This window comes from Klebsiella ornithinolytica, from assembly GCF_030505655.1.
GTDB classification, from domain to species: domain Bacteria; phylum Pseudomonadota; class Gammaproteobacteria; order Enterobacterales; family Enterobacteriaceae; genus Klebsiella; species Klebsiella ornithinolytica.
Genome location: NZ_CP130153.1, coordinates 2462252 through 2481263, shown reverse-complemented (window position 1 = coordinate 2481263; position 19012 = coordinate 2462252). Strand labels below are relative to the sequence as shown.

13 protein-coding genes are annotated in these 19012 nt (G+C 57.1%); 6 read left to right on the top strand and 7 right to left on the bottom strand.

All coding sequences use genetic code 11. The annotated features are described in order from the left end of the window. Together Q1L34_RS11605 and mdcH are read left to right on the top strand one after the other, a co-directional pair. Window positions 1-621, top strand: coding sequence for a malonate decarboxylase holo-ACP synthase (locus Q1L34_RS11605; protein WP_004862489.1), 621 nt, complete (start codon window positions 1-3; stop codon window positions 619-621). Continuing rightward, the gene (gene mdcH, locus Q1L34_RS11600; protein WP_048024979.1) at window positions 618-1520 is read left to right on the top strand and encodes a malonate decarboxylase subunit epsilon; all 903 of its coding nucleotides are present in this window, start codon (window positions 618-620) and stop codon (window positions 1518-1520) included. The genes Q1L34_RS11605 and mdcH overlap by 4 nt, the downstream gene beginning before the upstream one ends. On the opposite strand, the gene Q1L34_RS11595 is transcribed toward mdcH, so the two are convergent. The 4 genes from Q1L34_RS11595 to Q1L34_RS11580 form a co-directional block, all read right to left on the bottom strand. Beyond that, window positions 1510-2436: a LysR family transcriptional regulator gene (locus tag Q1L34_RS11595; RefSeq protein WP_327204517.1), complete on the bottom strand. Its 927-nt coding sequence runs from the start codon at window positions 2434-2436 to the stop codon at window positions 1510-1512. The two genes, mdcH and Q1L34_RS11595, sit on opposite strands and share 11 nt — an antisense overlap. Before the next feature lie 160 nt (window positions 2437-2596). Continuing rightward, complete coding sequence (locus tag Q1L34_RS11590) at window positions 2597-3799, bottom strand: multidrug effflux MFS transporter (protein WP_004862496.1); 1203 nt, start codon at window positions 3797-3799, stop codon at window positions 2597-2599. A 212-nt stretch (window positions 3800-4011) separates the two neighbouring features. Continuing rightward, a complete protein-coding gene (mqo, locus tag Q1L34_RS11585) occupies window positions 4012-5625 on the bottom strand; it encodes a malate dehydrogenase (quinone) (RefSeq protein ID WP_230132543.1) in 1614 nt (537 codons plus the stop codon). A 316-nt stretch (window positions 5626-5941) separates the two neighbouring features. Further along, window positions 5942-6862, bottom strand: coding sequence for an N-acetylmuramic acid 6-phosphate etherase (locus tag Q1L34_RS11580; RefSeq protein WP_004862501.1), 921 nt, complete (start codon window positions 6860-6862; stop codon window positions 5942-5944). 173 nt (window positions 6863-7035) lie between these two features. Here Q1L34_RS11580 and Q1L34_RS11575 point away from each other — a divergent pair, with 173 nt between their 5' ends. Beyond that, window positions 7036-8655 carry a sensor histidine kinase gene (locus Q1L34_RS11575; protein ID WP_004862503.1) on the top strand — a complete coding sequence of 540 codons (1620 nt, stop codon included), beginning with the start codon at window positions 7036-7038 and terminating at the stop codon, window positions 8653-8655. Then, window positions 8652-9371, top strand: coding sequence for a two-component system response regulator DcuR (dcuR, locus tag Q1L34_RS11570; RefSeq protein WP_004862505.1), 720 nt, complete (start codon window positions 8652-8654; stop codon window positions 9369-9371). Before Q1L34_RS11575 ends, dcuR begins: the two co-directional genes overlap by 4 nt. Here the strand turns inward: dcuR and Q1L34_RS11565 are convergent. Beyond that, window positions 9352-10314, bottom strand: coding sequence for an FAD:protein FMN transferase (locus Q1L34_RS11565; protein ID WP_325958357.1), 963 nt, complete (start codon window positions 10312-10314; stop codon window positions 9352-9354). The two genes, dcuR and Q1L34_RS11565, sit on opposite strands and share 20 nt — an antisense overlap. Window positions 10315-10396: 82 nt before the next feature. Then, on the bottom strand, window positions 10397-13174 hold the full coding sequence (locus Q1L34_RS11560; RefSeq protein ID WP_004862509.1) for a flavocytochrome c: 2778 nt from the start codon (window positions 13172-13174) through the stop codon (window positions 10397-10399). Between the two features lie 637 nt (window positions 13175-13811). On the opposite strand from Q1L34_RS11560, the gene Q1L34_RS11555 reads away from it, so the two are divergent. Further along, window positions 13812-15323 carry an anion permease gene (locus tag Q1L34_RS11555; protein ID WP_004862511.1) on the top strand — a complete coding sequence of 504 codons (1512 nt, stop codon included), beginning with the start codon at window positions 13812-13814 and terminating at the stop codon, window positions 15321-15323. A gap of 54 nt (window positions 15324-15377) precedes the next feature. After that, complete coding sequence (gene fumA / locus Q1L34_RS11550; protein ID WP_327204516.1) at window positions 15378-17027, top strand: class I fumarate hydratase FumA; 1650 nt, start codon at window positions 15378-15380, stop codon at window positions 17025-17027. A 442-nt stretch (window positions 17028-17469) separates the two neighbouring features. Here fumA and Q1L34_RS11545 read toward each other — a convergent pair whose 3' ends face one another. Further along, window positions 17470-19005: a DHA2 family efflux MFS transporter permease subunit gene (locus tag Q1L34_RS11545; RefSeq protein WP_004862517.1), complete on the bottom strand. Its 1536-nt coding sequence runs from the start codon at window positions 19003-19005 to the stop codon at window positions 17470-17472. Window positions 19006-19012 lie beyond the last annotated feature (7 nt).

The following is a 19012-nucleotide window of genomic DNA, read 5'->3' as shown; positions in this document are numbered from 1 at the left end:
ATGACCTTTACCCCGCGCCCGCACGATTTACTGTGGCTGAACAACGCCAACGCCTTACTGACCGTTGAGGAGGCGTGGGTGGCCACCCAGTGGCACCCCGGTTTGCCGGTGGTGGTGCGGCGCGATGTAAATGAAAACCATGATATTCCGGTGGGCGTGCGCGGCATGAAGCGCGAACAGCGCGCCGCCGGATGGGTGAAGGCAGAGGCGGTTTCCCGGGTGGTGACGCCGGAAGCGCTCACCGACCGCGAACGCCTGCTGCACTCACCGTTTGTTTCCCAGCCGCCGGTTCAGGCGGCTATTTTACTGACGACCTTCGCGTGGCCGTGGCTGTGGGGCATTACCGGCAGCACCGGCTATGCGCTTGCCAGCGAAATTCCCGTTCTGCACGCCGACAGCGATCTCGATTTGCTGATCCGCGCCCCTATGCCGCTGACCGGGGATGAGCTACGGCAGTGGCAGACGCAGGTTGCGAAACTGCCGTGTCGGGCCGACACCCAGATTGAAACGCCGTTCGGCGCCTTTGCGTTGAATGAATGGCTGCGCGATGGCCGCGTATTGCTGAAAACGTCCCGGGGCGCGCGCCTGACCACTACGCCCTGGCACAGGGAGGAAGCATGAAAATTCTCTTTACCTTTCCCGGTCAGGGAAACCAGCGCCCGGGTATGCTCGGCGTCATCCCTCACCGTGAGGCGATCCTCGCCGAGGCCCGCAGCGTACTCGGGGAAGAGATCGTCACCTTAGATAGCGTCGAGGCGCTCAGGCACACCCGGGCCGTGCAGCTGTGCCTGCTTATCACCGGCGTCGCCTGGGCACGGGAACTACAGCGCCAGGGGGTCCAGCCGGATATCGTCAGCGGGTTGTCGATCGGCGCCTTTCCTGCCGCAGTCATCGCCGGGGCGCTGGATTTCGCCAGCGCACTGCGCCTGGTGGCGCGACGCGGCGATTTAATGGAACAGGCCTATCCGCACGGTTACGGCCTGACCGCGATTATGGGGCTGACGCGGGATCGGGTGGAGGCGCTGCTGATCGCGGGAGAGACCTACATCGCTAACCTCAATGCCGACACGCAGATTGTGATTGCCGGCACCGATGAGGCGATGGCGCGCGTAGCGCAGAAAGCGCTGGCCATCGGCGCCACTAAAGCACAGCGGCTGGCGGTCAGCGTTCCCTCGCACTGCGCGCTGCTGGACGCCCCGGCAGCCGCGCTGGCGCAAGCCTTCACACAGGTCTCGTTACAGCGCCCGCGCTGCGCTTACCTGAGCGGTTCCACCGCGCGGGTACTGTGGGATCCGCAGCGGATCGCCGACGATCTGGCGATGAATATGGCGCGGACGGTACGCTGGCAGGATGCCGTCGTCGCCGCCCAGGAGCGCGACGCCCGGCTGGCAATAGAGATGCCGCCCGGCGGTGTACTCACCTGCCTCACCCGCCAGGCGGGCTGGCAGGGAGAGAGTCTGGCGCTTGAGAGTAGCGGCGTGGCGGTCGTGCGTCATCTGGCGCAGCGGCTTAACGGTTAAGACTGCGGGCGTACATTCGCCCTTCTGCCGCCAGCGCCAGCAGATCGGCGTCACGTTCACGATGGTGGGCATAGACGATAGAGATCAGTTGGCGCATCTGGTAGGGTTCCGCCAGCTTTAACAGCTGCACATCGTTTTCATACACTTTCTTCATGCGTCCTGGCAGCAGCGCAAAACCGACGCCGGCCTGCACCAGGCTAATCATTGAGAAGATATCGTTCACCCGGGTCACAATTTCGGGTTCGAATCCCGCTACCTGAAAGGCTTCCTGGAACCCGGCATAGGTGGCAAATCCTTCGGCCAGCGAGACAAATTTGCGGTCTGCATAGTCGCGCAGGTCGGCAGGCAGCACGCTGTCGAGTTTTTCCGCCGCCGGTGCGGCGAGGAAAATATCGTCTTCAAACAGCAGGACCACATCAAAGGCAGTATTACTGAACTCCCCTTCATTGGTCGCGATCAGAATGGCGTCGAGAGCATCGTCTTCCAGCATATCCAGCAGCATCTGGTTGGATCCCATGGTCAGATCGAGCTCCAGTTCGGGCCGTCGTAGCTTCATACCCATAATAATTCGCGGCACCGTCTCAAGAGTTAGCGAGTAGAGTGTGCCAATGCGCAGACGCCCCTGGCCGACGCCGGCCACCTTGCGCGTCGCTTCCAGCCCGCGGGTCATTAAACTGGTGACATCCTGGCAATACTCCAGCAGTGTCCAGGCCGCCGGCAGCGGCAGTAAATTTCGCCCCTTATGTACAAACAGCGAACAGCCAACCCCCTCTTCAAGGGTATGCAGCGCCCGATGAACGCTCACCCCGCTGAGCTCCATGGCTTCGGCGGTTCTGGCAATATTCCCCTTAACCATAAACATCATAAATATCGACAGTTTGCGGAAGGTTATCTCCTGATTAATGTCGTCTTTCATTATTTTCGCCCCGTATTTCCGCTTTTTTCTTGTCAATTCAAGCCAGTATAACCACAATCCGCGGCGAAAGTTTTAACGGGGCGCAAGTTCAGGGCCTGTCGCATCTCCTCGCGGCGAGAACCGCTGCCGCCGTCGGTGATAAACCTGAACCGGCCTGAAATCAGGCGTTTAATTCATCAGGCAACGGTGCCGACGGCGTCCAGGCCAGCAGCAGGCTGGCAAGCGTAAAGGCCCCCATAATCCACGTCATCGTCCAGGGTGTACCATCATGTAATCCGGCCAGCAGCAGTGAAGAGACGATTCCGCTGCCATATTGCAGCGAGCCGATGAAGGCCGATGCCGAACCGGCAAACGCCCCCGCCTCATCCAGCGCTGCCGCCGTTGAGGTGGCGGCAATCACGCCGTTCATGGAGAAAAAGAGAAACACGCACAGGGCGATTCCAACGAGACCGCCGTGATGCAATTTGACGCTGAACGCCATCGCCGCCATCGCCAGAGAGGCCACAACCAGCGCCGCTTTGAGCAGATCCCCCAATGCATAACGCTGAACCAGACGGCGGTTAACCAGGCTCATGGTCATCACGCCGAGAATATTGACCGCAAATAGCCAGCCATAGTGCTGCGGTTCAACGCCGAAATAGCGAATATAGACATCCGGCGAACCGGTAATAAAAGCGTAAGCGGCGACGTAATAACAGGTCAGACTCAGGGTATAGCGCATGAAAATGCGATTGCGCAGCAGCTGCCCGTAGTGATGAAACGCCTTCAGCGGCGATCCCTGCTGGCGTCGCTCCGGCGGCAGCGTCTCCGGCAGCCAGCGTAGCGCCAGCAGCATCACCAGACCAATGCCCGCCAGTAGCCAGAAAATGGCATGCCAGCTGGTGACTCTTATCATCTGCCCGCCCATCAGCGGCCCGATAATCGGTGCAATGGCCATCACAATGGTCAGCGTCGAGAGCATCTGCGCGGCGCGGGTCCGGGCAAAGAGATCGCGTACCATCGCCCGCGCCAGCATGGGCCCGGTACAGGCCCCCAGAGCCTGAAAAACGCGCCAGAAAATAATCCGATCGATGCTGTCGGAGAGCGCGCAACCCGCGGAGCCGATGATAAACAGCACCATACCGATAAACAGCGGCGTGCGACGACCAAGACGGTCGCTCACCGGCCCCCAGATGAGCTGCGCCAGAGCAAAACCGATTAAAAAACCGGTAATCGTCAGTTCGGCGTCACCCTGCAATTCCGCCGCCATCACCGGCATGGCGGGCAGATAAATATCGGTGGATAACGAAGCGAACGCCATCAGCCCGCTTAAAATCAAAATAAACAGCGGTCCGCTGGCGGCGTTTTTTTGCGGCACAGTCATGTGAGATATCCGTCAGGAGAGAGTGATACAGAGCGAGGTATGTTAACGAGAAAGGAGCGACGAATAATCCCCTGCCACCGTATCGAGGTTATGAGCCGCATTCATGAATAGGCGCGCAGAGGGTACACCGCGTGGATGGCAGGCGTATCCGCAAAAAAATGCCAGCTGGCGACAGACCAACTGGCATGCTTTGTGACGGACGTTATGTCAGATTACAGCGCCATATCGTGCTGTGCTGACTCCGCAGGTTTTGCTTCGGCCGGCTTCGCGGTGGTCACCGCTGGCTGAGTCTTGCTCATGTCGATGACCGGCGGTTTCACCAGCTGCAGCGTCGCGGCGGTATCATCCCACACCTGCTGCGTCAGCGCCGGGTTATCGTTCAGCTTCTGCCCGTAGCTCGGTACGATAGCATGAATGCGGTTCTGCCACTGCGCAGAAGCAAACTGCTCCGGGAACATCTGCTTAAGGACGTTAAGGGTGATCGGTGCCGCGGTGGATGCCCCCGGCGATGCCCCCAGCAGCGCCGAGATGGTTTTCTGTTGATCGACCACCACTTCGGTACCCAGCTTCAGGACTCCGCCCTTGTCGGCATCTTTCTTGATAATCTGCACGCGCTGGCCGGCCTGGATCAGTTTCCAGTCTTCTTTACGCGCGTCCGGATAGTACTCTTTCAGCGCCGCAAAACGGTCATCATCGTTCAACATCACCTGGCTAATCAGGTATTTCACCAGATCGAAGTTGTCGAGCCCCACGTGGGTCATCGGCAGTACGTTATCGGTAGTGGTGGTGCTCAGCAGGTCCATAAAGGAACCATTTTTGAGGAATTTGGTCGAGAAGGTCGCAAACGGCCCGAACAGCACCACGCGCTTACCATCGATGAAACGGGCATCGAGGTGCGGAACCGACATCGGCGGTGCGCCAACGGAGGCCTGACCGTACACTTTTTCCAGATGTTGCTTCGTCACGTCCGGATTTTCCGTCATCAGGAAGGAGCCGCCGACCGGGAAGCCCGCGTAATTATCCGCTTCCGGAATGCCGGTTTTTTGCAGTAATTTCAGCGCGCCGCCGCCGGCACCGATAAAGACATATTTCGCATCGATCGCCTGTTCCTGACCGCTATTGACGTTTTTGATCGTCACGTGCCATGAATTATCGGCATTGCGTTTAAACCCGGTGACTTCAGAAGAGGTCTGCAGCGAGAAATTATTATTTTTCTTCAGGCTGCCGATCAGCTGACGGGTAATTTCGCCGTAGTTGACGTCGGTGCCAACCGGAGTCCAGGTCGCCGCCACTTTTTGTTGCGGATCGCGCCCTTCCATCACCAGCGGCGCCCACTGTTTAATTTGCGCGTGATCGGTGGAGAATTTCATACCCTGGAATAACGTCGTCTGCTGCAATGCGGTATACCGCTTTTGCAGATACTCCACATTATCACCCCAGACGAAACTCATATGCGGCGTGGAATTAATAAAGGCGTGCGGATCGTGCAAAATGCCGCGTTTGACCTGCGCCGTCCAGAACTGGCGGGAGATCATAAACTGCTCGTTAATATCCAGCGCTTTGCTGACATCAATGGAACCGTCCGCACGCTCCGGCGTATAGTTCAGCTCCATATTCGCTGAGTGGCCGGTCCCGGCGTTGTTCCAGCCGTTAGAGGATTCCAGCGCAACGCCATCCAGCTTCTCGACCATCACCTGTTTCCAGTCCGGCTGTAATTCCTGCAGCCAGGTACCAAGGGAGGCGCTCATAATTCCGCCGCCGATCAGCAGGAAATCGGTTTTTTGAGCGGTATCAGTATTCGCATACGACGCGGTGCTGACAAACATCGCCAGGGCAGTCACAGATAAGATAGATTTTTTTATTGCAGGCATAATAGAATTATCGCATAGCACAATGAAATAAGTGCAAACATGTTAACGCATTTCTATTATATTTTAAAATATCATTTACATTTTCCGCACAGTTAATCAATTTCTGACAAATACTTTTTTAACTTAAAAAAGTAAAATATCGCGCGAAAAAATAAAAATCAGAAAATAACGGCGGCAATTAAGGGGTTAAATAATTCCCGCCGGTTTATTTAGTTATTTATCATCCCGTCGCCCTCGCGGCATTACGGCGCGCGATTGCGCGCCGCATCATTCAATTTACGCTGCTCAGCGTCGAACGCTTTGTCTCCTGCAGCGCGAGGCGCAAACGATCGTTATTTTCCGCCAGCAGATCCCGCGCCTGCCAGGCGTCGAGCCCGGTCATCAGCATCAGGATTGCCGTGCGCACATGCTGATTACAGCTGGCCAGCGCGGCTTTGGCCTCGCTGCGCGAGCAGTCGGTGGCCGTCATGACGATGGCAATCTGGCGCTCAGTCCAGCGCGGGCTAATGGCCTGCAGATCGACCCGCAGGTTGCTGTAAACCCTGCCGCTGCGAATCGCCAGCCCGGTAGTCAGCATCGTGAGGATCTGCCGCTGCGCCAGCTGCGCTTTCGGGTTACCGAACCCCGCCACCGCTTCTGGCCCGGTTTGCGGCGCGATAATGATATCCGCCAGCTGGGCAGCTTCACTCTCCGCTTGCTGCGTCAGTACCGCAATTGGCGCACCGAGCGACCAGGCGTGACGCATCGCGCCCCACACCCACGGCGTTTGTCCGCTAACCGTCAGCGCCAGCAGCATATCGTTGCTGGTGAAACGGATAGCCTGCAGCTCAAGCGCCCCGAGATCGTAATCGTTAGCGGCCGTCTCCATCTCCTGCAGCGCGGCTGCGGGGCCGCCGGCAATGAGGCCAACCAGCGAATGTTTCTCTTCCGGCGTATACTCGCTGACCGTCTGTAGCGCCGCGCGGCCGGATGCTCCGGCGCCGACAATCACCAGCCGCCCTCCCCGGCTCAGGGCTGCGGCGGCATTATCGACGAGACGGGCAACTTCCGGTAAACAGGCCCCGACGGCGTCGGCAATTTGCCGATTGTCTTTATGCAGCAGGGTCAGCATATCGAGGGTGGCGAGAGTGTCGATGTGGTGAGTTTCAGGGTGGCGTCGTTCCATCATTGATGCGGTTGGCTTACTGCTCATAAAAACCTCCTTTTAAATAACTCCATATTCACTATAAGGATATTTATTGCGAGGTCCTGCGAGTGAGGTCACGCTTCCCGGTTCTTTCAGCGTCTTTTTGCTTTTTTACATAGCTTTAAGAAATGGTTACCTTCAGCGATAATAGCCCTTCGCCGAACAGTTCAGGGGATGGTATGAAGGATATCGCGGAGTCAATTCCGCCCGCGCGCAAACGACTGATGAGTATGAAGCTGAGTACCGCCGTGACGCTCATGATTAGCAGCGTGATTGGTTCGGTACTGCTGCTGGTCTACGCGCTGTGGTTTATACAGATCAGCGATACCACCCGCGACGGCGTAAAAGATACGGCGCTGGCGGTTGCTCGCACGTTCTCCGATATGCCGGAAGTGAAACAGGCCCTGACGCTGCCGCCGCAGAGCGGACTCATCCAGCCGCTGGCGCTGGCCATTACCCGGCGGAACGATCTGCTGTATGCGGTGGTGACCGATATGCATGGCGTGCGCTATTCGCATCCCAACGCCCGGCTTATTGGTAAACAGTTTATCGGCGAGGATATTCAACCCGCCTTTAACGGCAAAGAGAATGTCGCCGTCAATCACGGGGTGCTGGCTCCGGCGCTGCGCGTCTTTACGCCGGTATTCAACGACCAGCAGCAGCAAATTGGCGTGGTGGTGGTCGGGATTTCGCTGAGTAAAGTGGATGAGCAAATTGCCAAAGGCCGCTGGGATGTGCTGTTAACCGTGCTGTTCAGCGCCCTGGTCTGCGGAATCGGTACCTGGAGCCTGGTGCGCGGACTCAAGCGCGTGCTGCTGGGACTGGAACCGCAGGAGATCTCTACGCAGTTTCAGCAGCGGCAGGCGATGCTCCATTCGTTAAAAGAAGGGGTTGTCGCGGTGGATGTCGAGGGTCGCGTCACGCTGATCAACCCGGCCGCTAGCGAGATCCTGCTTAGCGGCCCCGGCAAAGAGATTGCCCACACCCCGCTGCTGGCGGATCTGCAGGAGGTTTTGCAGACCGGCGAGCCGATTTACGACCGCGAACTCGGCTGCAACGGCTTCCTGCTGATCAGCAACACCGTGCCGGTACGCAGCCAGAACGCTATCGTCGGCGCCATCAGTACCTTCCGTGATAAAACGGAAGTCAGCCAGCTGTTGCAGCGGCTGGACGGTATGGTTAACTATGTCGATGCGCTGCGCACGACCTCGCATGAATTTATGAATAAGCTGCATGTGATCCTCGGCCTGTTAAACATGAAAAGTTATGACAAGCTGGAGGAGTATGTGCTGCAAACCGCCCATACTTATCAGGCGGACATTGGCGAAATTCAGCACCGTATCAAATCACCGGTGGTCGCGGGCTTCCTGATTGGTAAAATCCAGCGCGCCAAAGAGCGCGGCTTCACCCTTAACTTAGCCGAAGAGAGCCTGGTGCCCGATTGCCCAAATGAAAAGCAGGTCACCGTGCTGGTCACCGTGCTGGGTAATTTGATTGAGAATGCGCTGGATGCCATGAGCGGCCAAAGCGAGGGGGAAGTCGGCCTGCTGCTGCACTATCAGAATGGCTGGCTGAGCGGCGAAGTCAGCGATGACGGACCGGGCATCCCGCCGGCGAATATTGATGCCATCTTTAATAAAGGCTTCTCTACCAAGGGTGAGAATCGCGGCGTTGGCCTGTTTCTCGCCAGCCAGCAGCTCCGTGAACTGGGCGGCACGCTGGCCGTCGAGTCTGAGCCTGGCGTCTTTACCCAATTTTTTGTTCATCTTCCCTGGGATAGTAAAAGGAAACGTGCGTGATAAATGTATTAATTGTTGACGATGATGCCATGGTCGCCGAACTGAATCGCCTGTATGTGGCGAGAATTCCCGGCTTCCGCTGCTGTGGCACCGCGTCTACGCTGAGCAAGGCCCAGGAGATGGTTAACGATAGCGCACAGGAGATCGATCTGGTGCTGCTGGATGTCTACATGCAGCATGACAGCGGCCTGGATCTGCTGCCGACCATCCGCGCCTCTGGTCGCCCTATCGACGTGATTATGATTACCTCCGCCGCCGATGCCGCCACCGTGCAAACCTCGATGCACTACGGCGTCGTCGATTATCTGATCAAACCGTTCCAGTTTCCGCGCTTCGAAGAGGCGCTGACCGCCTGGCGCGAAAAACGCAAACTGATGACCGGACAGCCCTATTATGAACAGGCCGATGTTGACCGCCTGCTCCACGGCAACGCGCCGGAAGCCAGCGACGCGCGCAAGCTGCCGAAAGGCTTAACCGCGCAGACGCTGCGCACGCTGTGCCAGTGGATTGATGCCCATCCGGGTACCGAGTTTTCCACCGATGAACTGGCGGTGGCCGTCAATATTTCCCGCGTCTCCTGCCGGAAATACCTGATCTGGCTGGCACAGATTAATATTCTCTACACCAGCATTCACTACGGCGCGACCGGGCGGCCGGTCTATCGCTACCGGCTGGTCGCCGAGCAGTACAGCCTGCTTAAGCAGTACAGTCAGTAAGCCGGTAGCTGTCGTCGAGTAAGTGAAAACGAAAGCGGCGCTGTGATGAGAGGATAATGTCGCGATTTTTGGTGACGAAAATCGCCTCAATGTCTTCGCGATGGCGCAGCGCCGCACAGCCTTTTTCCACCCCAAGACCGAAGATCAACGTGGTCCAGATATCGCCGTCGAGCGAATCATCGGCAATAATGGTGACGCTCTCCAGCTCGTTATCAAGCGGATAGCCGGTGCGCGGGTCGAGAATATGGTGCCAGCGTCGACCATCCTGCTCAAAATAGCGCTCGTAAATGCCGGACGTCACCACCGACTGGCCGACGACATCAATACTTCCCACCAGCGCATTATCGGCCGCGAACGGTTTTTTCAGCCCAATCGACCACGCCCCCAAGGTATGCACGTTGCCGCCGAGGTTAATCAGCGCCGCGTCGACGCCCTGGCGCTGCAGGTCATCGCGCACCCGGTCGGCAATGTAGCCTTTGGCAATCGCCCCAAGATCGATCTCCATTCCCGGCTGGGCGAGAAAAACGCTGCCTGCGGCGTCATCGAGGATCACATCCTGTGGGCGGGTCAGCACTAAGCGCGCGGCGATATCCGCCGCCGCCGGAACGCTGTGGCCGTTAAAACCGATGCGCCATAGCTTCACCAGCGGGCCAATCGCCAGATTAAAGGCGCTCTCCTGCACCATGCTGGCCGCTTTCGCGCATTTGATCAGCTGATAAACCGGGCGGCTGACGCTGACCGGATGGCGGCCGGCGGCATGATTAATCCCCATCACCTCCGAGTGTGCGCGGTTGACGGTAAACAGGTCTTCGTAGCGTTTAATCAGTTGAAACGTGCGGGAAGCCAGGGCTTCATCGTGGGAGAACAGTTTGAGCAGGATGGGAGACCCCATCAAAACAGCGGAGTAGCTATAGAGGCGTTGATCGCCAGAGATACCAGACATCATTGAAGCTCCTCTGTGTCACCCGGACAGGCAGACGCCGCCGGGAATCGGCCGGGCGGACCCGGCCTGTTATCACTGAGCGTTAGCCTCTGGCGCGTTTTGCCGCCTGGTGGCCCGCCAGGGTGCCAAAGATAATAATATCCGCCACGGCATTGCCGCCGATACGGTTGCCGCCGTGGATACCCCCGACCACTTCGCCCGCGGCATAAGCGCCGACAATCGGCTGATGATGAGTATCCAGGACCGCGGTGTCAGTATTAATGGTCACACCGCCCATAGTGTGGTGAACCCCCGGCGCGATGCGAATCGCATGGAACGGCCCCTGGTTAACCGGCGCGCGCAGCGCGGTGGTACGACCGAACTCTTCATCACGCTGATTTTCAACAAACCCGTTGTAGCGTTCCAGCGTGGCGAGGAAGGCATGGTAATCCATCCCCAGTTTCTCCGCCAGTTCGCGCGGCGAGCTGGCGCTGGTCACCAGACCTTTGGCGATATATTCGTCGGCCGCTTTGTTTTTTGCCCGGACATGTTCATCAAAGACGATGTAAGCATAATGCTCCGGTAGCGCGATGATCGCCGCAGACACTTTATCGCGGGTCTCCATTTCGTTGAAGAAGCGGTTACCCCGTTGATTGACCAGAATGGCGCCGCCGCCGCGAATCGATTCAGAAATCAGATACGACGTGTTCTGCTCAACGGTCGGGTGGATTTGAATTTCGCCCATATCAACGGTACCGGCGCCAATCCGTTCCAGCAGCGCAATGCCGCCGCCGGTCGCCCCTTTATGGTTGGTGGTGACAAAACCCGCCAGATCCGGGCGATATTTCACCACCATCGCGCTATTGGCGCTGAAGCCACCGGTCGCCATGACGATACTTTTGGTCTGCACCTCGATGCTTTCCTGCTCATCATTCAGCAGACGTACGCCGCTCACTTCGCCGTGAGCCATCAGGATCTCTTCCACCGACGTATCCAGCATCACATCGATGCCGCGTCGGGTGATATTGCGCACCAGACCGCTGATCAGATAGCCACCAACCGCAGATCCGTCACGCGGACGGTGAGTACGGTCGATACTCATCCCGCCGGTGGTGGTGATGTCATTCAGCATGATCCCACGACGCGCCAGCCATTCGATGGCCTCCGGGGCGTTTTCCACGAACCGACGCAGCAATTGCGGATTGTTTTTATTCTGCCCGCCTTTTAAGGTTTCCTGATAGAACAGCTCTTTGCTGTCCTCAATACCTTTTACCCGCTGGAAGCGCGTTTCCGCGGCGTTCATTCCGGCAGAGGCTTTAATGGTATTACCGCCGATGGTGGGCATTTTCTCTACGATCAGGACGCTTGCGCCTTCATCGTGCGCCTGAATGGCTGCCGCCAGGCCGGCGCCGCCGCTCCCGACCACCACCACGTCATAGCTTTTCGGCGTCAGGTCTGCGCCGCCCTCTTCCAGCGCCAGCGCTTTACTTGATTTCAGCATCGCTTTCGACACCGCTTTTTTCACCGCTTCACTTTGGCTGGTCGCGCCAGAAATCGCGTCCACGTGCGGCGTATTGGCGGTCAAAATGCGCTCGCGGATCTCTTCGAAACTGGTGGTGAACTCCACGTTCTGGACCGGGCCGGCAGCCAGTTCAATATCGGCGATGCGGTCATTTTCCAGACTGACGTTGATGACCAGTTCGTTGGCATCGTCCTGAACGGTTTCCACAAAAAGGCCGGGTTTAAACTTCGCATCGCCCATGCTCATGTCGCGGATCATGGCTTCTACCAGCGAGAAGCGCCACAGCGGCTCCGGGATATTCAGCGCTTCGCGCTGGGTGCTATCGATAAACAGCTCGAGATTTTCTCCCGCAGCAATCCGCGCCGCCCAGTCCGGATAGGCAATGCAGGCGCGGCCCACGGCAATCAGATCGTAACCATGATCCAGCCCCTGCTCCGCATCCGCGGCGTTCACCACGCCGCCAACGCCCATCACCGGGATTTGAGCCAGGGTGTCAGAGCGCAGCGCACAATATTTTTCAATCAACGGCGTCGGATCGCGGGTATCAACAATCGACGGACGCAGTGACGCGCCGACGGAGAAGTGCAGATAGTCGAGACCGCGCGCCGCCAGTTTTTCCAGCAGGTACATGGTGTCGTCAAAACGGATACCCGGCTCTTCCAGCTCTTCCGGGGAGAAGCGATAGCCGATAATAAAGGCATCGTCGGCGTACTGGCTCGCCATTTTGTGGGTAATGTCCAGCACCGCCAGCGGGAAACGCGCGCGGTTGTCGCGGCTGCCGCCCCACTGGTCATCGCGTTGGTTGGAGTTCGGGGAATAGAACTGCTGGATAAGATAGGTGTTAGCGCCGTGAATCTCCACGCCATCAAAACCGGCCAGAATGGCACGACGTACGCCGTCGCCAAATTTGGCGATCATGCCCTCAACTTCTTCACCGCTCAGCTCACGCGGCATCGCGGCACCTTCACGCGGTGCCGCCAGCGCGCTCGGCGCCACCGGTTGACGGCCGCCGATCAGCTGCGGATCGACCATACGCCCGCCGTGATAGATCTGCAGAATCGCTTTTGACCCTTCGGCTTTGATGGCGTCGGCGATTTTAGCCAGACCGGCAATTTTCTCGTCATTGTCGATGCCGATGGCGCCGGGGAAAGCCAGACCGTAATTATCAATAAAGCAGCACTCAACGATAATGGTGCCAATGCTGCCGGCACGAGCGCGATAGTATTCCACCAGTTCGCTGGTGACGCTGCCGTCAAAATAGCCGGTGCAGGTGGTCATCGGTGCCATTAACAAACGGTTTTTTAACTCAGTACCATTCGGTAAGGTAAAAGGACGCAATATACGTGGGTTACTGGTCATATTAACACTCCAGATTTTAAATATTGAAAATTCAGAATTGGGTGACGGAATTGTTTTTGGTTGTGTTTCTTAATTCCTGTTGTCATGCCCATAATATAGCGCTATTTTTAGTTACCAAACCAATTACGTTAGTTAAAAAACTATTTAATACCACCAATAACATCAGTACCTCCATTGTATTATTAATTAAAAATACAATTTTCACACAAAGCAAAACACCGATAACATACCCGCCACTTTTGTTAAATAACAAAACATACCAGACACAAAATAAAACTTATCAATATCATATAGATAGGATAGATTTTGTTTTAACGAACGTTTATAAATCAATTATCCATTAACATTTATCTATATTTTAAACAAATAAACACCTCATCCGTCAGGGTTATTTTGAAAATAAAAAAAACACCTTCACACACCGTGTTTATTGATCTTGATCAATTGCAATAAAGCAACAAAGCGCAATATATAAATAACCAACAAATTAAATTTAACGCACAGAAAAAGGCGTTAAATAACCGTCACGAAAATCATCAAAACCAAAGATTAATAAGTAAAGAAAGTTTTGAAATTAAAAAAATCACCGGTTATGACGTGACGCAACCGTATTTTCAACTACTCGCAGATACTCATTATGAAAGAGAAACAGACAACCATACCGCCTGCCGGTGCCGCCAGTCCCAAGGCTGCAAATAAAAACCGCCTGCTGATGATGGCGCTGCCCATTATTGTTGCAGTTCTTTTACTCTTCGTGCCGGTGCCTGACGGGTTACCGCCTTATGCCTGGCACTACTTTGCTATCTTCGTTGGCGTTATTGTCGGGCTGATTTTTGAACCCCTGCCGGGCGCCGTGATCGGTATCACCGGGGTGGTGGTCATCGCCCTGTGCAGCCAGTGGCTGCTCTTCAACCCGGCGCAACTGGCCGACCCTAAATTCAAACTGGCCGGCGCCTCGTTTAAATGGGCGGTCAGCGGTTTTGGTAACTCCACCGTCTGGCTGATTTTCGGCGCCTTCATGTTCGCCGCTGGCTACGATAAAACCCAGTTTGGTCGCCGTCTGGCGCTGATCCTGGTGAAGTATCTGGGCCGCCGCAGCCTGACGCTGGGTTATGCCATTACCTTTGCTGACCTGCTGCTGGCACCGTTTACCCCGTCCAATACCGCGCGCAGCGGCGGGACAATCTACCCGATTATCGCCAACCTGCCGCCGCTGTACGGTTCTAAACCAAACGATCCCAGCGCGCGTCGAATCGGCTCCTACCTGATGTGGGTGGCCATTACCGCCGCCTGTATCACCAGTTCGATGTTCCTCTCCGCGCTGGCGCCAAACCTGCTGGCCCTCGCGCTGGTCAAAAGCATCGTTGGCATCAATATCTCGTGGGGCACCTGGTTTATCGCCTTCCTGCCGCTGGGTATCCTGCTGATTCTGGCTATGCCGCTGCTGGCTTACTGGTTCTATCCGCCGGAAGTGAAAGTCAACAACGAAGTGCCGCTGTGGGCCGCTCGTGAGCTGGAAAAACTGGGCAAGCTGTCGCGCAATGAGATCCTGCTGCTGGTGTTCGTCTGCTTCGCCCTGACCATGTGGATTTTCGCCGCCGAGTGGATTGAACCGGCGCTGGCCGCCCTGCTGGTGATTGTGCTGATGCTGTGGACCGGCGTACTTTCGTGGAGCGATATCACCAACAATAAAGCGGCATGGAACACCTTTGTCTGGTTCGCCACGCTGGTGGCGCTGGCCGACGGCCTCTCCTCGACCGGTTTTATCGCCTGGCTGGGTAAAGAAGGTGGCGCGTTGATGAGCGGCATCTCCCCGGGGGTCGCCACTATCGTGCTGCTGCTGGCGTTCTACCTGCTGCACTACCTGTTCGCCAGCACCACCGCGCACACCACCGCGCTGCTGCCGGCGATGCTGACTATCGCCTCCACCATTCCGGGTATGAATATGCAGGTCTTCGTCCTGCTGATGGTCACCTCGCTCGGCGTGATGGGCATCATCACCCCGTACGGTACCGGTCCAAGCCCGATTTACTACGGCAGCGGCTACCTGCCAACCAAAGACTACTGGCGCCTCGGCACCATCTTCGGCGCCATCTTCCTGGCCGCCCTGCTGCTGATTGGCTATCCGTGGATGTCTATGATGTTCTGATTCATAACCGCCGGAGGTTCTCCTCCGGCGGTTTTACTCTTAGGGAGCAAAGCTATGTCGACTAAACCGTTTGTTTACCAGGAAGCCTTTCCGCTGGCAAAAGATGAGACCGAATACTATCTGCTGAGCAAAGAACATGTTTCCGTGGCCGAATTTGAAGGCCAGGAGATCCTGAAGGTTGAACCTGAAGCCCTGACCCTGCTGGCCCAGCAGGCCTTCCACGATGCGGCCTTTATGCTGCGCGTTTCCCATCAAAAGCAGGTTGCGTCAATCCTGCTCGACCCGGAAGCCGGCGAAAACGACAAATACGTCGCCCTGCAGTTCCTGCGCAATTCGGAAATTGCGGCGAAAGGTGTGCTGCCGACCTGCCAGGATACCGGTACCGCGATCATCATGGGTAAAAAAGGTCAGCGCGTCTGGACCGGCGGCGGCGATGAAGCGGCGCTGGCCCGCGGCGTTTACAACACCTATACCGAAGATAACCTGCGCTACTCGCAAAATGCTCCGCTGGATATGTACAAAGAGGTCAACACCGGGACTAACCTGCCGGCGCAGATCGATCTGTATGCCACCGACGGCGACGAGTACAAATTTCTGTGCATGGCGAAAGGCGGCGGCTCAGCCAACAAAACCTATCTGTATCAGGAAACCAAAGCGCTGATTACCCCGGCGAAACTAAAAAACTACCTGGTTGAGAAGATGCGCACCCTCGGCACCGCGGCCTGTCCGCCGTACCATATCGCCTTTGTGATCGGCGGCACCTCGGCGGAATCGACGCTGAAAACCGTGAAGCTGGCCTCCACGCGCTACTACGATGGTTTACCCACCGAAGGTAACGAGCACGGCCAGGCGTTCCGCGATGTTCAGCTGGAGCAAGAGCTGCTGCTGGCAGCGCAGAATCTCGGCCTCGGCGCGCAGTTCGGCGGCAAATACTTTGCCCACGATATCCGCGTGATTCGCCTGCCGCGTCACGGGGCCTCCTGCCCGGTCGGCATGGGCGTCTCCTGCTCCGCTGACCGCAATATCAAAGCCAAAATCAACCGCCACGGTATCTGGATTGAAAAGCTGGAGAGCAACCCGGGCCAGTACATCCCGGAAGCGCTGCGTGAGCAAGGTGAAGGCCAGGTGGTCAGCATTAATCTGAATCAGCCGATGAGCGAGATCCTGGCGCAGCTGTCCGCCCATCCGGTCTCCACCCGTCTGACGCTGAACGGCACCATCATCGTGGCGCGCGATATCGCCCACGCGAAGCTGAAAGAGCTGCTGGATAACGGTGAAGCGCTGCCGCAGTACGTGAAAGATCACCCGATCTACTACGCCGGTCCGGCGAAAACTCCGGAAGGTTACGCCTCAGGTTCACTCGGCCCAACCACCGCAGGGCGCATGGACTCCTATGTTGATCTGCTGCAGTCCCACGGCGCCAGCATGGTGATGCTGGCAAAAGGCAACCGCAGCCAGCAGGTGACCGACGCCTGTCACAAACACGGCGGATTCTATCTCGGCAGCATTGGCGGCCCGGCGGCGGTGCTGGCGCAGCAGAGTATCCGCAGCCTGGAGTGCGTGGCGTATCCGGAACTGGGGATGGAAGCTATCTGGAAAATCGAAGTGGAAGATTTCCCGGCCTTCATCCTGGTGGATGACAAAGGCAATGATTTCTTCCAGCAGATTCAGAACAAGCAGTGTAACGGCTGTGCCCAGCGGTAGTGTTGCCGGCTAAAGCCGGGCGCTGAGCTAAGAGGTATTCCGTTCACCCTACGTCAGGCAGAACATGCGGCCTCAGTGCGAGGTGACCGGGTTAAGGGGAAGATAACCGTCTTCCCCTTAACAATCCCCGCGGTCCCGCACGGAAATCGGTGCTGCGCACTGCGCTCACCTCCCGGCCTGCAGCCTGCGGTCGGCTCAACTCGACCTGCTCGCCCGTTCCGGGGCTCGCTCCTGTCTCGATTCGCCTCTTGCCGCCATCCCTGGCGGCCAGCCCTTGTCTTCCGGCCTTCGGTTCGCCGATTTCAGCGGGGTCCAGGGCCCCGCTGCACGCCTTTTCATCCCAAAATGTCCATCACTGCGGAGAGCAACAACGGTCGAGGAAAAAGCAGGCAACGATCGAATTAACAGACGCAGCTCGGGCTCGTTTTTTATCACCCCGCGGCTAGTGACCGGCCGAGGGGGCGCCCGGCGCTCCGGCACGACTGAACGGCGGCCGGGCAAACCAGATAACCACGATCAGCGCCATAAAGCCCCAGCCCAGCACCCAAAAATAGTCGATGGTCGACATCATGTAGGCCTGCTGCTCAATGCTCTTATCAATCAGCGCCATATGCTGCTGCGTGGCTCCGCCCATCTTGTCGATGTAGTCCACCGCAGCGGGATTGTAGGCGGAGACGCTTTCCGTCAGGTTGGCATGGTGGAAAACTTCCCGCCGCGACCAGATCCAGGTGGTGAGCGACGACGCGAACGAGCCGCCCAGCACGCGGAAGAAGGTCGCCAGACCGGAGCCTTCCGCCACTTCTGCGCCGTTCAGGTTTGACAGCACAATCGTCGTGATAGGCATGAAGAAAAACGCCACGCCGATTCCCATGAACAGCTGCACTTCGGCGATAGTGCGGAAATCGACATCGGTATTGAACTGCGCGCGAATAAGGCAGGAGGCCCCCATCGTCAGGAACGAGAGCGAAGCCAGAATACGCAGGTCGAAATTATTGGCGTAGCGGCCAATAATCGGCGTCATTATCAGCGGCAGGATCCCCATCGGCGCGGCGGCCAGTCCGGCCCAGATCGCGGTGTAGCCCATCTGCGTTTGCAGCCACTGCGGCAGAATAATATTGATAGCAAAAAAAGCCGCGTAGCCCAGAGTCAGCGAGAGCGTACCAATCGCAAAATTGCGATCTTTGAACAAGCGCAGATTAACAATCGGATGACGCTCGCCCAGCTCCCAGATAACGAAAGACACCAGCGAGATGGCTGAAATCGTCGACATCACAACGATCTGCGAAGAGGCAAACCAGTCAAGATCGTTACCTTTATCAAGCACCACCTGCAGCAGCCCAACCCCAAGCACCAGCAGCGCAATCCCGATGTAATCAATGGGGGCGTGGGTGGTGGTCTCTTCCCGTTCACGCATCTGCGTCCAGACGACGATGGTGGCGAAGATGCCGATCGGTACGTTGATGTAGAAGATCCACGGCCAGGAGTAGTTGTCCGTTATCCAGCCGCCGGTAATCGGCCCGACAATCGGCGCCACCACGGTCACCATCGACAGGAGCGCCAGGGCCATACTGCGTTTACTGGCGGGGAAGATAACCAGCAGCAGCGTCTGACACATCGGGAACATAGGGCCGGCGAAAAAGCCCTGTAGCGCGCGGAAGATAATCAGCTCGGTCATACTGTGGGCAAATCCGCACAGGAATGAGGTCAGCGTAAACATCATCACCGAGCCAATAAACAGCTTTAACTGCCCGAAGCGGCGCGTAAACCAACCGGTCAGCGGCAGCGCGATAGCGTTACACACCGCAAATGAGGTGATCACCCATGTCCCCTGATCCGCGCTGACCCCGAGGTTGCCGGCAATCGTCGGCAACGCCACGTTGGCGATAGTGGAATCCAGCACCTGCATAAACGTGGCCAGAGACAGCGCGAGCACCGCCAGCCACATATTGGGCGGTGTAAAGGCAGCCTTATCGTGCATAACGTCT

Excerpts from the sequence above, each read along its gene's own strand:
- fumA (WP_327204516.1), top strand. The coding sequence starts at position 15,378 with ATGTCGACTAAACCGTTTGTTTACCAGGAAGCCTTTCCGCTGGCAAAA.
- Q1L34_RS11605 (WP_004862489.1), top strand. The coding sequence starts at position 1 with ATGACCTTTACCCCGCGCCCGCACGATTTACTGTGGCTGAACAACGCC.
- mqo (WP_230132543.1), bottom strand. The coding sequence starts at position 5,625 with ATGTTTGTCAGCACCGCGTCGTATGCGAATACTGATACCGCTCAAAAA.
- Q1L34_RS11560 (WP_004862509.1), bottom strand. The coding sequence starts at position 13,174 with ATGACCAGTAACCCACGTATATTGCGTCCTTTTACCTTACCGAATGGT.
- Q1L34_RS11595 (WP_327204517.1), bottom strand. The coding sequence starts at position 2,436 with ATGAAAGACGACATTAATCAGGAGATAACCTTCCGCAAACTGTCGATA.
- mdcH (WP_048024979.1), top strand. The coding sequence starts at position 618 with ATGAAAATTCTCTTTACCTTTCCCGGTCAGGGAAACCAGCGCCCGGGT.
- Q1L34_RS11575 (WP_004862503.1), top strand. The coding sequence starts at position 7,036 with ATGAAGGATATCGCGGAGTCAATTCCGCCCGCGCGCAAACGACTGATG.
- Q1L34_RS11590 (WP_004862496.1), bottom strand. The coding sequence starts at position 3,799 with ATGACTGTGCCGCAAAAAAACGCCGCCAGCGGACCGCTGTTTATTTTG.
- Q1L34_RS11555 (WP_004862511.1), top strand. The coding sequence starts at position 13,812 with ATGAAAGAGAAACAGACAACCATACCGCCTGCCGGTGCCGCCAGTCCC.
- Q1L34_RS11545 (WP_004862517.1), bottom strand. The coding sequence starts at position 19,005 with ATGCACGATAAGGCTGCCTTTACACCGCCCAATATGTGGCTGGCGGTG.
- Q1L34_RS11580 (WP_004862501.1), bottom strand. The coding sequence starts at position 6,862 with ATGAGCAGTAAGCCAACCGCATCAATGATGGAACGACGCCACCCTGAA.
- Q1L34_RS11565 (WP_325958357.1), bottom strand. The coding sequence starts at position 10,314 with ATGTCTGGTATCTCTGGCGATCAACGCCTCTATAGCTACTCCGCTGTT.